Source organism: Nitrospiria bacterium, assembly GCA_035498035.1.
Classification (GTDB): Bacteria; Nitrospirota; Nitrospiria; order JACQBZ01; family JACQBZ01; genus JACQBZ01.
Genome location: DATKAN010000053.1, coordinates 18,548 through 33,003, shown reverse-complemented (window position 1 = coordinate 33,003; position 14,456 = coordinate 18,548). Strand labels below are relative to the sequence as shown.

The following is a 14,456-nucleotide window of genomic DNA, read 5'->3' as shown; positions in this document are numbered from 1 at the left end:
CGGGCGTGGTGAACGCCGTTGCGCATGTCACCTTCCCGTTCCTGGTCGGCAGGCTGTATTTCTCCGGCCTCGTGACGGTGATCCTGCCTACCGTGGCCGGTGTCGTCACCCTCGTCCGGCTCATCCAGGGTGACATCGCGGTAAGGCAAAACGAGGCGAAATTCCGGGGACAGGTTACTTAATTACCTGCCGGTTCACCTCAGGTCTCGCGCGCGGGGAGGGGGAAGGGTAGAAAGGCGGTTCAATGACCCGGGCCGTCTTATCTCCAGGAACGAGTGGCTTCCTTTTTGGCCTTCTTCGCGGCTTTCTTTTCTTTCAAGCTCTTCGCCGGCGCTTTCTTGGTCTGCTTCCGAATGTTCATTCCCTTGCTCATGGTCTTTGCTCCTTCGATGTGTGCGGTGAAGAGATCGCGGGTTGCTTCCTGACAAGTCGCACTATACACCTTCGCGTGCTAAAAGGGAACCGTCAATGCAAACCTATGGCTTGATCCGCAATTCCTTCCAGATACTTTCGAGCTCCTCAAAGAGCGTCATCTGGGTCGCCTCATTGTCGGGGAATGGCACCGGCTCGTCGTAGAGCGGTTTCTTCAACAAAAAGTCAAAACCCTCTTTCGGTATGGGAGTGTCCACGCCGCCCGACCGGTAGATTCCACGCCTCAAATGCCCCCTCGCGTCCGGTTCCGTCAGAAGGGCCTGCGCGTCCCGATCCATCACGTGATCGCCGTCGAGATCCAGGTCCTCGCTGATGAATGTCTCGATCCGCCCGTCGCCGTCTTTGTCGATCGCAAAAAAATTGTACGGAACCGCTTGTCCCTTCGCGTCGGGAAGCGTCCCGCCTCCGAGGATGAAGCAGTCCGGCGTTCCGTTGCCCTCCGAGTCCAGCATCACCCCCTTGTGTTCGCTCTGCGCGATGGATTCCTCGCTCGAATCGGGAGACATCACGAAATAGTAAGACCGCTCGAACGGTCCGGGGGCGAAGATCGTCAGATAACGCGGCGCCCCGGTGTGCTGTATAAAGGTCTTCTGCGCGACGCGGCGGACCCGGTTCAAATCCAGCGGGATGGTCCAGTGAGGGCGGTAGCAGGACGTTTCGTGATGGGGTATCGGAGGCGCCGTCGCGCAGGAGGACAGGAGCGCCGTCAGCGCGCAGGCCCGTAGCAGATCGATGGAGCGATTCAAGATATTTCCCGGCGTCGATCGTCTTCTTTTCCGCCGGCGGCATTGAGGGTCCCATCGGGTCCGGGTCCCTGCGCTCGTTCATTGATCCAGGCGATGAGCAGTGTGTAGGAGACGGCGAGAACGACCGGCCCGATAAAGATGCCGATCAACCCGAAGGAAACGAGGCCGCCGACCACGCCGGTGAAGACCAGCAGCAGGGGAAGGTTGGCGCCCTTCTTGATCAGGATGGGACGAAGGAAGTTGTCGAGGGTGCCGACCAAGATCGTCACGATCAGCAGGAAGGTCCCCCAGCCGGTCCTTCCGTTCCAGTACAGCCAGATCACCGCGGGAACGAGCACGGGAACCGCCCCGATCTGTGCGATGGATAAGATGAACATCAGGACCGTGAGAACGGCCGCGAAAGGAACCCCCGCCACGGCCAATCCGATCCCCCCGAGGACCGACTGCACCAAGGCGGTGACCCCGACGCCGAGCGCGACGCCCCGGATGGCCTGGGCCGCGAGCCGCACGGCGGCTTCCCCGTTGGCGCCGGCGAGGCGACGCCCGAAACGCAGCACCTGCTCCGCCGCCCACTCCCCTTCGGCGTACAGGATGGCCGCAATCACGATGGTCATCACAAACTCCACGAACAACAGCCCGATGTTTCCGACCTGCGCCGCGAACCATTTCCCGACGGCTCCGGCATAGGGCGCCGCTTCGCGGGCCCAATCCTCGAGGCCACGGGCCGATAGTTGTTCCCAAGCGCCCGCGATCATGTCGCCGATCAGCGGAAGCGCGGTCAGCCACTCCGGCGGGGGCGGAATTTTGAAGGCGGTCATCGACTTGGCCCAGTCGGCCATCTGGCCGGCGTTGATCACGAGCGTCCCGATGGCCGCCGGAAACGGCAGGATCAGGACGATGAACAGCGCCAGGGTCATGACCGCCACCGCCCGGGACCTTTTTCCTCCCACACGCGCCTGCACCGCCCGCATCGCGGGCCAGGTCGACACGACGATCATCAGGGCCCAGACGATGGCGGCCAGGAAGGGCCGGAGGATCCAAAGAGAAAGGCCGATCAACAGTCCGATAAAGAGCACCGCGAGGACGGTGCGGGTGAGGTCGGGCCGGGTGTCAGCCATCGTGAAATTCTCCCGAAGATTTTTCGCTTGCCTTGGAAGTCGGATCGATCGGGACGCGGGGGGCCGGCGTTTTAATGGAGGCTCTCGATATATTTTTCGGCATCGATCGCGGCCATGCATCCGGTTCCGGCTGCCGTGACGGCCTGGCGATAGCGGGGGTCCTGGACGTCTCCCGCCGCGAACACGCCCGGGACCGAGGTTTCGGTCGTTTCTTTTTTCGTGACGATGTAGCCCCGCTCGTCCATCTGTAGTTGGCCGGCGAAAAGCTTCGTGTTGGGCTCATGCCCGATCGCCACGAACACGCCGTCGATCTTCATTTCGGTGACTTTTCCGGTCTTCACGTTCTTGAGCCGCGCGCCGGTGACGACGGGATCGCCCAGAATTTCCTCGACCACGGTGTCCCAGATGATCCCGATCTGTCGATTGCCCCGGGCCCGGCCCTCCATGATTTTGGAGCAGCGGAACTTGTCCCGGCGATGGACGATCGTGACCTTGGAGGCGAACTTGGTAAGGAAGGTCGCCTCCTCCATGGCGGTGTCCCCCCCGCCGATCACGAGGACCTCTTTACCGCGGAAGAAAAATCCGTCGCAGGTGGCGCAGGCCGAAACGCCGTGGCCCATCAGCCGCCGCTCGGAGGGAAGATTCAGCAGCTTGGCCGAGGCGCCGGAGGCGATGATCAAGGATCGGGTGGAATACGTTCCCTCCTCGGCCGTCAGAAGAAACGGGGTTTTTTTCAGGTCGACCGCGGTGATGTCCCCCCGGACGAGTTCCGTCCCGAAGCGCTCGGCCTGCGCGCGCATCTGTTTCATGAGCTCCGGACCCAGGATCCCTTCCGGAAATCCGGGGTAGTTCTCGACGTCCGTCGTGATCATGAGCTGGCCGCCCGCCTGGGTTCCCTCGATCAGGAGCGGCTTCAGGTCGGCCCGCGCGGCGTAGAGCGCGGCCGTCAGGCCGGCCGGCCCGGAGCCCATGATGATGACGTCGCGCACACCATTGGGACTGGTCGAATTCCTCATTTATACCTGCCAATTACATCGGCGAGGCCTGTTCGGCTCAGTCCTCGCTGCTCCGGCGGCTGTGATTTGACCTTGCTAAGGCTCGGCCGCTCAATTTTCCGAAGAGGCTCTGCGGAAAATTGGCCCTAACGGGCCGCGTCCTTCGCCAAGCAAGGTGCCCAAATCTCAGCCGAGGTCGCGCCTCGGGCTAAGACCGAACGGCTGGCCGATGCCACTTTCGTGCGGATCAAAACTTCTTTGCCCCGGCAATTGAGCTTATGCTATCATGAAGGTCTTTATGAAATCAACACGACGGAAAGCCAATGCTCCCCTTGGGGTCCGTGCGATGAGGTTCAATAGGCCCGGTCGGGGGATACGACTCGTCTCGGCGCTTTGGCTTTTGCTGCTCGCGGCCTGCGTCGGGGGACGTTCATCGGAACATGACGTTGTCGCTTCGACGCCGCCTTCCGGAGCCATCGTCTGGGCGGAGTTCAGCACCCACGATACTCCCGTTCGGTCCATGGCCTTGGACGGGGATAATCTCTGGATGGGCACGATGAAGGGGATCATCCGTTTTGATATCACGAAGCGGGAGGTCGAAATTTATACGCCGGCCAACACGGAGGGGGGCTTTATCGCCCGGGCGGTCTACATCCTCTCGGTGGACCCCAAGGGGAATAAATGGGTGGGAACCTACGGCGGCGGGCTCTCGCGCTATGACGGGAAGTCCTGGAAACGTTTTTCGACCGAGGATGGTCTGGGGGACAACTGGGTCTACGACATCAAGTACGACCGCGATGGGAAAATGTGGGTCGCGACCTGGAACGGGGTGAGCGTGTTGGAGGGGGAGAAGTTCAAGACCTATCGCGTGGCCGACGGGCTGCCCGATAAATGGGTTTACTCCATCGCTTACGACCGGGACGGGGTGTTCTGGTTCGGGACCGAGGCCGGGATCAGCCGCTTCGACGGGAAATCCTGGAGGACCTTTTCCCACAAGGACGGCGTCGGGGGGGAGATCGGCGAGAACCCCGCCGGGAGCCGGCCGGCCTCTCCGTTTCCGGCCCCGGAGGAAACGGAGGGAGGACCCGGGAGCGGCTACGGCTCCTCGTTTCTCCAACACCACATGAACATGGGAAAACAGAACGCCGGCCCCAACCCCGATTTTATCATTTCCTCCCTGGTCGACGACCGGAATCGAAGATGGTTCGGAACCTGGGGGGGCGGCGTCGCGAGCTTCGACGGGAGCGCCTGGAAAAATTACACCGTCCGGGACGGACTGGGGGGGGATTTTGTCTTTACGATGGCCGCGGACCGTGAAGGGCATGTCTGGGCCGGAACCAACGGCGGCGCCAGCTGGTTCGATGGGACGCGCTGGAGGAACATCAACACCTCCCGGGGTCTCCTGGACGACTATGTCTTCTCGATGCTGTTCGACAAAAAGGGCCGTCGTTGGTTCGGAACCACGAAGGGCCTGAGCGTGTTCAAGGGGGGTCTCCCGTCGGAATGACGTCCGTAAAGTATAACAATGAAAATAATTCCGGGATTTCATGAAAACTCCGAATAAGGTAAAAGTCGGCCTGGTCAATCTGGGCTGCCCGAAAAACCAGGTGGATTCCGAGGTGATGCTCGGGGTACTTTCTCAGGACGGGTTCGAGCTCACATCGGAAACGGAGAAAGCCGAGGTGATCGTGATCAACACCTGCGGTTTCATCGACGCGGCCAAGCGGGAGTCGATCGACGCGATCATCGAGTTCGGGGGGTATAAAAAGAAGGGCGACTGCCGTGTCCTGATCGCGGCCGGCTGTCTGGCCCACCGCTATCCCAAGGAGCTGATGTCCGAATTGCCGGAACTGGACGCGGTGGTCGGGACGGGCGATTTCCCGAAAATCGCCGGGATCTGCCGGACGCTGCTGGCCCGGAACCGTCGGGGGCGCAGACAGCATGTCTGGACCGCCTCTCCCACGGCGCTTTACGACGCCGCGACGCCGCGGCTCACGCTCAGCCCCCGTCACTGGGCCTACCTGAAAGTCTCGGAGGGCTGCAACTACCGCTGCTCGTTCTGCGCCATCCCGAATTTCCGCGGCGACCTGGTGAGCCGCGAGGTCGCCGATATCCTGGCCGAGGCCCGTTCACTGGCCGGGCGGGGCGTGGTCGAGCTCAACCTCATAGCGCAGTCGCTCACCAGCTTCGGCTGGGACCGCCGGGAGAAGAACGGGCTGATGGGGCTGCTGCGGCCCCTGGTCGGCGTCGACGGGATCCGCCGGATCCGTCTGTTTTACACCTACCCGACCGATCTCACCGATGAACTGCTCGAATTCATGGCGGCCGAGCCGAAGATCTGCAACTACGTCGATCTTCCGCTGCAGCATATCAACGACGCGATTCTCCGGAAGATGAACCGGAAGGGATCGAGCCGGATGATCCGGACTCTCCTCGGGCGAATCCGCGAGAAGGTGCCGGGCGTCACCTTGCGGTCCACCTTCATCGTCGGTTTTCCGGGCGAGACGGAGGGGCAGTTCGAGGAGATCGCCGACCTCATCCGCGAGATCCGCTTCGACCGCCTGGGCGTGTTTACGTATTCCCGGGAAGACGGTACGACGGCTTTCCCGCTCGGAGATCCCGTCCCGGCCGAGGTCAAGGCCGAACGTCAGGAAAGATTACTGGCCCTTCAGTCCGGGATCGTCCGGGAGAAACATGCGGCGATGATCGGAAGCGTCCAGGACGTGTTGGTGGACGGCCCGTCCCGCGAAACCGACTTGCTGCTCGAAGGCCGCACGGAAGGCCAGGCGCCCGAGATCGACGGCGTGGTTTACATCAATGACGGCGAAGCCTCCCCCGGGGACTTCGTGAAAGTGGAGATCACGCAGGCCGGCGAGCACGATCTGGTCGGGCATATTGTCGGGCCGGTTGCGGGAAAGATAAAAGCTGCTTCGTGTCGCCCCTCCGGGTTGAAGGTTTTATAATGGCGTAATACGGCCGATGTGGGCACCCGCCGTCTGGCGCTGAGCCCTTCGGCTCCGGCGGCTTTCGTTTGACCCGGCTAAGGCTCGGCCGCTAAATTTTCCGAAGGTGCTCTGCGGAAAATTTACCCTGACGGGCCGCGTCCTTTTCCAAGCCGGGTTCCCCAAACGCAAGCCGAGTCGCCTCTTGGTCCCAGCGCCAAACGGCGGGTGATGTCAATACACACGATCATTTCTGAGTATCATCCCGCGGGTGGCCGGAGACGGGGCGCCCCACCGAGCGCAGACGGGGTCCCTACACCGGGCGGGGCGGCGAGCACGGTGGGGCTGTCGCAGGACAGGACCCGCGCAAATGATTAACTCGGTTGGGTTTGTATGGGTTGAGGAGGCTTTGAATTGAGAGAAATACTCCCCGGCGTTTATCAATGGTCCTGGTTCTCGCAGGAAAAGGGATGCGATTTTAACGGGCACCTCGTTGTTTCCGGAGCCGAGCGGGTGATGATCGATCCTCCGCCGATGCCCGAAGACGACCGGACCCGGCTGCAACAGCTTGGACCGATCGACTGCATCGTTCTGACCAACCGCGACCATGTCCGCGAATCCGAAGCGTATCGCAAATTGTTCAAGACGACCGTCCTGGCGCCGGAAGCGGATGCCCCCCTCATGGAAATAAAAATAGACCGCACGTTTAAAGATGGAGATCTCCTACCGGGCAGCCTCAAGGCGATCCATATCCCGGACGGCAAATCGCCGGGAGAATCGGCGCTGTTTCTTGACCGCGGCAAAGGGACTTTGATCCTGGGCGATGCCTTGATCGGAAAACCGCCCGGTCGTCTCAATCTAATGGCGCCCGAGAAATACAAAGATCCCTCCAAGGCGCGGGAAGGAATCCGCGTGCTGCTCAATTATCGTTTCGACAGCATCCTGGTCGGAGACGGCGCTTCGATACTCACCGGAGGCAAGAGGGCGGTGGATAAGTTCTTAGGATCCTAAATAGAGTCCTGATGCATCTCTAAACCAGCTGCGGTACGATCTCGGCCGCGCGCCCGCGCAGTGCGATCTGAGCGGCAGACGATGAGGCATCCGGGTTGATCTCGACCACGAAGGCACCGGCCCCGCGGGCGGTCGAGGCGAATGTTGCGGCCGGCTGGACCACGCCCGAGGTTCCGATCACCAGCATCACATCGCAATTCTCAAGCGCTTCGACGGCCCGGTCCATGTCCCGGGGGTCCAGCGACTCCCCGAACCAGACGATGTGGGGCCGCAGCATCTTTCCGCACGAGGCGCAGTGCGGCGGAATCGGAATCGGGACGCGGCGGTCCTCCGTCACCGTCCCGCATCCCGTGCAGCGGACCTTCCAGATATTTCCATGCAGCTCGATCACGTTCCGGCTTCCGGCCCGTCCGTGCAACCCGTCCACGTTCTGCGTCAGCAGACGGAAGCGCCCTTGACGGGCTTCCATCCCGCTTTCGATTTTGACCAGGGCCCGGTGGGCCGGGTTCGGCTCTTTCGCGGCGATCAGTTCCCGCCGCCAGTTGTACCATTCCCATACTAGCTTCGGATCGCGCTCGAAGGCCTCCGGCGTGGCCAGGTCCTCGGCCCGGAAATTTTTCCATAATCCCTCCGGCCCGCGGAAGGTCGGAATGCCGCTGTCGGCCGAGATGCCGGCCCCGGTGAGTACCGTGACGCGCGAGGCGGTCGAGAGACGCCCGCGAACCTCTTCGATGAACGACTCCATGGCGGATATTTTAGCGGCGGCCCGAATTGGAAGCAAGTCGGGAAATTGGATTTCGGTTTTTGTTCGTATTATAATGAGCCCCGTCCGGTGATCGAGAGATCGCCGGGGTCCTCCAATCGCATAACGGATTTCGCCGCTTGATGTGATCATCGCTCTCATCATTCTGATTTTCACCTACCTGGTCATCGCCCTTCAGAAGATCCCCCGAATTCCGATCGACATGATTTGGGCGTCGCTCATCGGGGCGGCCCTGATGATCCTCAGCGGCGCGCTGCCTCTCTCCGAGGTCCCGAAGGCGCTGGACTGGAGCACCCTCCTGCTCTTGCTGGGCATGATGGTCGTGATCGCTCATCTCGAGCTGGCCGGCTTTTTCGATTGGGTGGCGGTCCGCATCGTCGCGTCGGTCCGAAGCCCGCTGCAATTGCTTTCCCTCTTGATTTTCACCTCGGGCGTCCTCTCGGCTTTCTTCGTCAACGACACGATCTGTCTTCTTTTCACGCCGATCCTTCTTCAGACGATCAAGCCGCTCGGCCTCCGTCCGGCGCCTTATCTGATCGCGCTGGCCACGGCCTCGAACATCGGGAGCGCGATGAGCGTCACCGGGAATCCGCAGAACGTCTTTATCGGGATCCATTCCGGCATGCCTTATTTGTCTTTCCTGATTGCGCTGGCGCCCGTTTCGCTGATCGGGATGGTGCTGAACATCGCCGTGGTGGCCTTGGTTTATCGAAAGGAGATCCTGGGGCACGGGGTCTTTCACTTGGTTCGACCGGTTTCCTCAGGCCTGAACCGACCGCTTCTGGTCAAGGGCCTGATCGCGAGCGCGGGCGCGGCGATCGGTTTTGCTGCCGGCGCGCCCTACGCACTCACGGCGATGGCGGCCGGGGCGGCGCTGTTTCTGGCTGGACGGCAGAATTTCCTCACAATCATCAAGAAGGTCAACTGGCGGCTTTTGGCTTTTTTTGCGGGGCTGTTCATCGTCATGGGCGGGGCGCGGCAGGCGGGGGTGATGAACGGCCTTCTGGATCAGGTTCATCGTGCGCTCGGCGGCTCGACCGCTCTCATGATCGCGCAGCTCTCGGGGCTGACCGTGCTTCTTTCGAACCTGGTGAGCAACGTGCCGGCCGTGATCCTGATCGAGCCGTTCCTCATCGGACTGCCGGGCGCGAAATGGGCCTGGCTGGCGCTTGCGATGAGCAGCACGCTGGCCGGGAACCTGACGCTGATCGGCTCGGTGGCGAACCTGATCGTCGTCCATCAGGCCCGGTATGAGGCCCGGGTCACCTTTATGGACTATCTGAAGGTCGGCGTTCCGCTCACCTTGCTGACGCTGGGGGTCGGGATCGGCGTGCTGGCTCTGGAATCGAGTGTCTTCGGGTGATCAGGAATTCTTGATCGGGAGGGAGCCGCGCTTGACGACCCCGATGTATTGATTGGTCTCGTCCAGGCCGTCCACGGTGCCGCCCAGTTTTAACGAGCGTTTTAGGTAGTCGATCGTTTCCTTGCTGATCCGTTCGCCGGGAACGAGAACCGGGACCCCGGGCGGGTAGACCGTGACGATCTCGGAGCTGATCTCGTCCGCGGCGTCCTCCAGCGCAATATAATGATGATCGGCGAAAAAGGCTTCGCGGGGCGTGGCCAGCGACTCGTTTTCGAAGTTTAAGACCGCGATGTCGGGGGCCTCGGCCGTCCAGAACTTTCCGATGTTCTCGCCCGCAATCTCCTTGAGGGCCTTGACCAGGCGGTCGAGATCGTCCCGGCGGTCTCCGATGCTCACGATCACCAGGATGTGAAAGGCATCCGCCATCTCGACCTGGATGCCGTAGCGGCTGTTGAGCCGTCGGGATACTTCGTATCCCGAAAGTCCCAGGGCCGTGACGCGGATCGTCAGTTTCGTCATGTCGAAGGGACCCGCCTGTTCTTCGCCGAAGCAGAACAGATTTGGGATCCGGTTGATGCGGGTCCGCGCCTCCTGCGCGAGCCTGATGGCCTTGTCCAGGAGTTTTTCGCCCTCGGTCGCCATCTGCATCCGCGCGAGGTCCAGCGAGGCCATGAGGATGTAGGACGGGCTGGTGGTCTGCACGAAGCGCAGAACGTTGGTCAGCATGGGAAAATCGATTCGGGTCCCCCGGGCGTGGAGCATCGAGGCCTGGGTCATTCCGCCGATGATCTTGTGGGTGCTCTGGACGCAGAGGTCCGCGCCGATCTCAACCGCCGAAGGGGGAAGTTCTTTGTGAAAGCGCAGATGCGGTCCGTGCGCCTCGTCCACAAGGACGATCAGGCCGCGGTCATGGGCGTAGGGGATGATCCGTTCCAGGTCGGCGCAGAGCCCGTAATAATTGGGGCTGGTGAGGAAAAGGATCTTGGCCTCGGGATGGGCGTCGATCGCCGCGCGGGTCTCTTCGAAGGTGACGTTCCGCGTGAGTTTGAGCTGCGAGTCGATCGCCGGACGGAAAAAAACCGGCTGCGCCCCGCTGAGAATGGCGCCCGCGATGACCGACTTGTGCGCGTTGCGGGCGACGAGGATCCTGTCGCCGGGGTTGCAGGCGGCCAGGATCATCGCATGGTTGCCGCCGGTCGTTCCGTTCACCAGGAAGTATGACCGGTCCGCCCCGTAAGCGCGGGCCGCCAGTTCCTGCGCCTCCTTGATCACGCCCCGGGGCTTGTGGAGCGAGTCCACCTCGTCCAGCGTGGTGAGGTCGATGGAGAAGATCTTGGGACCGACGAATTTCCGGAAACGGGTGGAGATGCCTTTTCCGCTCTTGTGGCCGGGGGTGTGAAACGAGACCTTCCGCGATTCGGCCAGGGCCACCATCGCGTCGAAGAGGGGTGTTCTCAGTTGTTCGTCCGGGTCCATGGAGAAACGGCGGTCGCCTTATCAGGTGTACGTAAACAGCGGATGGTTGTCCTCGATGATCCGGGTTTCGCGCTCCGCGTGCTGCCGGATATGTTTGGGCAACAGAAACTGGCCGTGATGAATCTCGCCGTTGTAGTACTGCAGTTCGCCTTTCAGGCGCTCGGCGATCCGCTTGTCGATCTCGGCCTGGGAGAAGCTCTGCGGATCGAGCTGCTTGGAGGCCAGGGCGAAGCCCCACGGCAATCCGAAGCAGGGGATGATCGCCTGGTAGGGCCGCACGATGGGAAAAACCGATTTGAGGGTCTGGTACACGGCCGAGAAGCAGAGCAGCGCCGTCAAGGCCGTGGTCCCGGCCTGAAGCGAGATGAGGCCGTTCTTGCTGAGGCGTTTCATGACGATCTGGTAGAACTCCTTCGTGTAGAGGAGATAGGCCGGACCTTCTTCCACCGGCTCCGAGATGTCGATGATGATGATGTCGTAGACGTCCTTGGTCTCTTCCAGATATTTTCGCGCGTCCCGGAACTCGAGCTTCACCCGCGGGTCGTCGAAGGAGCCCCGGTGCCACTCGGGCAGATAGGTTTTGCAGGCTTCCACGACATCCTGATCGATATCCACCATCAGGACCTGCTCGACCGAGTTGTGCCGAAGGATCTCGCGGAGGGTGGCGCCTTCGCCTCCCCCGACGATGAACACCTTCTTCGGATCGGGATGGGTGAGCATGGCCGGATGGACGAGGGCCTCGTGGTAGATGAACTCGTCATACTCGCTGGACTGCATCTTGCCGTCCAGGACCAGGCAGCGCCCGTAATTGCGGGTGAGCATGATCTCCATCTGCTGGAACTTGGTCTGCTTGGCGTGGAGGATCGTCTCCACGCCATGCATGTGGCCTTCGTCGGGCGTGAGAAAGTCAAGGAACCATTTGTAGCTCTTTGGTTCGGGCATATTCCAAGACCTCTTTCACGGGTTTGTGAGGGAGTTTCATGTCGCCGCGGATCAGGACGCCGCGCTTCAGCTCAACGATGGACGGATCTTTCGATTGAAACTTTTCGATCAGGTGGGACGCGGCCGTTTCCGGTTGGAGGACATCGCCGCAGGTGAAGATGTCGATCGCCGCGTAACCGTATTCGGGCCAAGTGTGAATCGAAATGTGGGACTCCGCGATAACGACCACACCGCTGATGCCAAAGGGACTGAATTTGTGGAAGGAGATCTCAACGATGGTGGCCTTGGCTTCCTTGGCGGCTGAGACCATGATCTCTTGCACCTTCTTCAGATCATTTAACACCTTGGAGTTGCATACCTTCAACTCCAACAGCAAATGCCTCCCGAGTGCGTGCAATCTATTTGCCCCCTTTCGTCATGGGTTAGTGGCCTCTGAGAGATTCTCGAAATCGCTCTCACCTCTCACCTCGACGTCGATCCTTGAGGTGTGAATCCGTACTTGCGCTTTCTCTCAGGAACGCGGAGGACCCGATGCCGGATGATTCGGCATCGGGAACGGCGGTCGTTTCGGTCATCGCACTGTTCGAAGTAATCTCGAATTAGTCTCCGTGTTCGATCATCATTATTATTTGTAAATATATCTGAATTTTTATGTTTGTCAAGAAAAAAGTAGAAAAACGGACAAAAAGTTTTCATCGAGCGATCGATCATCTTGCACGAGCGCGTCTCCGCGTCTTTCGTAAAATGTCCGGGGCCTTTCTCCGACGGAAAATTGACGCGATTCGAATCGCATTCGATCCGCGGCGGACGATCGGGCGATGAAGCGGTCGTCTCCGAAAAACGGCGGCGCGAATGCCCGCGGGCGTTTCCTTGACACCCCGCGGAGCGGGTGTTAGAATGCGATCGAACTTTTCGCGGGCTTTACCTCGGGGATCGATTTGTCTCGATGGATTCATTGGGTGGCGACCGGCCTCGGCGCCGGTTATGCTCCCGTGGCCCCCGGCACCGCCGGAAGCCTTGTGGGATTGGTCCTTGTCTTTCTCATTCGCAATCGCTCGCCGATTCTCTACGCGGCCGTCGTCCTGACCGTCTTCACGCTGGGCGTGCATGCGGCCGATCGGATGGAGCGCGCCACCGGCGTGAAAGACAACCGGCGGATCGTCGTTGACGAGATCGCCGGGATGCTGGTGGCGGGTTTCCTGCTGCCGTCCGACGCCGGCTACGCCATCGGCGGATTTCTCCTCTTTCGCGTCCTCGACGTCCTCAAGCCGTTTCCCGCGCGATGGATCGAACAAAATCTCGTCGGCGGGTGGGGCATCATGCTGGACGACGCCGTGGCCGGCTTGTACGCCAATCTGCTGCTGCAGGGCGTGAGGGCCCTGGTCCATTTGTCATGAGAAACCTGAACGCCGAGATCATCGCCACCGGTTCGGAGCTGTTGTGGGACGGCCGGCCCGAGACCAACTCGATTTACCTGGCCGACCGGCTGATCGAACTGGGGTTCGAGCCGATTCACAAATCGGTGGTGGGCGATGAAGAGCGGTGGATGGCGGAGGCAATCCGTCAGGCGGCCTCGCGCGCGGCGGTGGTGCTGATCACGGGCGGCCTGGGCCCGACCGAAGATGATCTCACCAAGAAGGTGGTCAGCCGGATCACCGGCCGCCGCCTGATCCTGCAGGAAAAACTGCTCGAGCCTCTGCGCCGGCGCTTCGTGGAACGGGCTCAAGCCATGCCGGCTCAAATCGAACGCCAGGCCCTGATGCCGGCCCGGTCCGTCGTGATCCAGAACCCGACGGGAAGCGCGCCGGGCTTGATCCTCCACTGGGAAAACAGCTACCTGATCTGCCTGCCCGGGGTCCCGCACGAAATGCGCTCGATGTACGAAGCCACGGTCCGGCCTTTTCTTCTGCAGCGCTTTCCCTCCCGGCCCTGGAACGCCTTGCATTTCTTCCGGACCTACGGGCTGATGGAATCGGCGGTGAACGAACGGCTGGCCGATCTCATGATCGCTCATCGCCAGGTCCGGATCGGTCTGTCGGCCAAGCCGACGGGGGTGGATGTCCGGATCGTGGGGCGCGGCCGGAACAAGGAGGAGGTCCGCATCCTTCTGGAAGGCCTGCTCCGGAAAGTGGAGGAACGGTTGGCGGACGTCCTGTATACCCGGGGCCTGGACGAGATGGAGGCGGTGGTCGGGCGCCTGTTGAGGGAGCGCCGCATGAAACTGGCCGTGGCCGAGTCCTGCACCGGCGGCTTGATCGGCCATCGCTTGACCCAGGTGCCGGGCAGCTCGGACTATCTCGACCGGGTCGAGGTGTGTTATAGTAACCGCGCCAAAGTCGACGCCTTGGGCGTGCCGGCGGAACTGATCGAAGCGAACGGGGCCGTCAGCGCGCCGGTCGTCGCCGCCATGGCCCGGGGCATCCGCCGGCGGGCCGGGACCGACATCGGCCTGGCCGTGACCGGCATTGCCGGGCCCGGAGGCGCGACGCCCGAAAAACCGGTGGGGCTGGTTTATTTCGGACTGGACGACGGCCGAGCGGTGCAAACTCCCTTCGTCCGGTTTTCCGGCGATCGCGCCGCGATCAAGCTTCGCGCCTCGCAGCATGCGCTGGACCTGTTGAGGCGGGCCTTGTCAGGGACGACGCCTGCGTCGCCTTCGCGGTAGACC

At 61.6% G+C, this 14,456-nt stretch carries 14 protein-coding genes; 7 read left to right on the top strand and 7 right to left on the bottom strand.

The window, feature by feature from the left end; genetic code table 11:
* The coding region (locus VMN77_10540; GenBank protein ID HTN44219.1) for a hypothetical protein at positions 1–182 on the top strand (182 nt) is incomplete at its 5' end.
* 294 nt (positions 183–476) lie between these two features.
* On the opposite strand, the gene VMN77_10535 is transcribed toward VMN77_10540, so the two are convergent.
* The 3 genes from VMN77_10535 to trxB form a co-directional block, all read right to left on the bottom strand.
* Entirely contained in the window at positions 477–1,178 is a 702-nt protein-coding gene (locus VMN77_10535) for a hypothetical protein (protein ID HTN44218.1), read from the bottom strand.
* Positions 1,175–2,296 (bottom strand): AI-2E family transporter YdiK, encoded by a 1,122-nt coding sequence (gene ydiK / locus VMN77_10530; protein HTN44217.1) that lies wholly within the window; start codon positions 2,294–2,296, stop codon positions 1,175–1,177. Before ydiK ends, VMN77_10535 begins: the two co-directional genes overlap by 4 nt.
* Positions 2,297–2,367: 71 nt before the next feature.
* Positions 2,368–3,312: a thioredoxin-disulfide reductase gene (gene trxB / locus VMN77_10525; protein ID HTN44216.1), complete on the bottom strand. Its 945-nt coding sequence runs from the start codon at positions 3,310–3,312 to the stop codon at positions 2,368–2,370.
* Between the two features lie 277 nt (positions 3,313–3,589).
* Here trxB and VMN77_10520 point away from each other — a divergent pair, with 277 nt between their 5' ends.
* The 3 genes from VMN77_10520 to VMN77_10510 all read left to right on the top strand — a co-directional run bounded on the left by VMN77_10520 (position 3,590) and on the right by VMN77_10510 (position 7,244).
* Positions 3,590–4,798 carry a two-component regulator propeller domain-containing protein gene (locus VMN77_10520; GenBank protein HTN44215.1) on the top strand — a complete coding sequence of 403 codons (1,209 nt, stop codon included), beginning with the start codon at positions 3,590–3,592 and terminating at the stop codon, positions 4,796–4,798.
* Between the two features lie 40 nt (positions 4,799–4,838).
* Positions 4,839–6,254 (top strand): 30S ribosomal protein S12 methylthiotransferase RimO, encoded by a 1,416-nt coding sequence (rimO, locus tag VMN77_10515; GenBank protein ID HTN44214.1) that lies wholly within the window; start codon positions 4,839–4,841, stop codon positions 6,252–6,254.
* A gap of 393 nt (positions 6,255–6,647) precedes the next feature.
* Positions 6,648–7,244 carry a hypothetical protein gene (locus VMN77_10510; protein HTN44213.1) on the top strand — a complete coding sequence of 199 codons (597 nt, stop codon included), beginning with the start codon at positions 6,648–6,650 and terminating at the stop codon, positions 7,242–7,244.
* Positions 7,245–7,263: 19 nt separating this feature from the next.
* Here the strand turns inward: VMN77_10510 and VMN77_10505 are convergent, their stop codons facing one another.
* On the bottom strand, positions 7,264–7,989 hold the full coding sequence (locus VMN77_10505; protein HTN44212.1) for an NAD-dependent deacylase: 726 nt from the start codon (positions 7,987–7,989) through the stop codon (positions 7,264–7,266).
* Between the two features lie 142 nt (positions 7,990–8,131).
* On the opposite strand from VMN77_10505, the gene VMN77_10500 reads away from it, so the two are divergent.
* Positions 8,132–9,370, top strand: a complete 1,239-nt coding sequence (locus tag VMN77_10500; protein HTN44211.1) for an SLC13 family permease — start codon at positions 8,132–8,134, stop codon at positions 9,368–9,370.
* Here the strand turns inward: VMN77_10500 and VMN77_10495 are convergent, their stop codons facing one another.
* The 3 genes from VMN77_10495 to speD are packed head-to-tail and all read right to left on the bottom strand — an operon-like array spanning position 9,371 to position 12,185.
* On the bottom strand, positions 9,371–10,846 hold the full coding sequence (locus tag VMN77_10495; protein HTN44210.1) for an aminotransferase class I/II-fold pyridoxal phosphate-dependent enzyme: 1,476 nt from the start codon (positions 10,844–10,846) through the stop codon (positions 9,371–9,373).
* A gap of 21 nt (positions 10,847–10,867) precedes the next feature.
* Positions 10,868–11,788 (bottom strand): polyamine aminopropyltransferase, encoded by a 921-nt coding sequence (gene speE, locus VMN77_10490; GenBank protein HTN44209.1) that lies wholly within the window; start codon positions 11,786–11,788, stop codon positions 10,868–10,870.
* Positions 11,754–12,185 carry an adenosylmethionine decarboxylase gene (speD, locus tag VMN77_10485; protein ID HTN44208.1) on the bottom strand — a complete coding sequence of 144 codons (432 nt, stop codon included), beginning with the start codon at positions 12,183–12,185 and terminating at the stop codon, positions 11,754–11,756. Before speD ends, speE begins: the two co-directional genes overlap by 35 nt.
* 541 nt (positions 12,186–12,726) lie before the next feature.
* On the opposite strand from speD, the gene VMN77_10480 reads away from it, so the two are divergent.
* Together VMN77_10480 and VMN77_10475 are read left to right on the top strand one after the other, a co-directional pair.
* The gene (locus VMN77_10480) at positions 12,727–13,185 is read left to right on the top strand and encodes a phosphatidylglycerophosphatase A (GenBank protein ID HTN44207.1); all 459 of its coding nucleotides are present in this window, start codon (positions 12,727–12,729) and stop codon (positions 13,183–13,185) included.
* Positions 13,182–14,453: a competence/damage-inducible protein A gene (locus VMN77_10475; protein ID HTN44206.1), complete on the top strand. Its 1,272-nt coding sequence runs from the start codon at positions 13,182–13,184 to the stop codon at positions 14,451–14,453. The genes VMN77_10480 and VMN77_10475 overlap by 4 nt, the downstream gene beginning before the upstream one ends.
* Positions 14,454–14,456 lie beyond the last annotated feature (3 nt).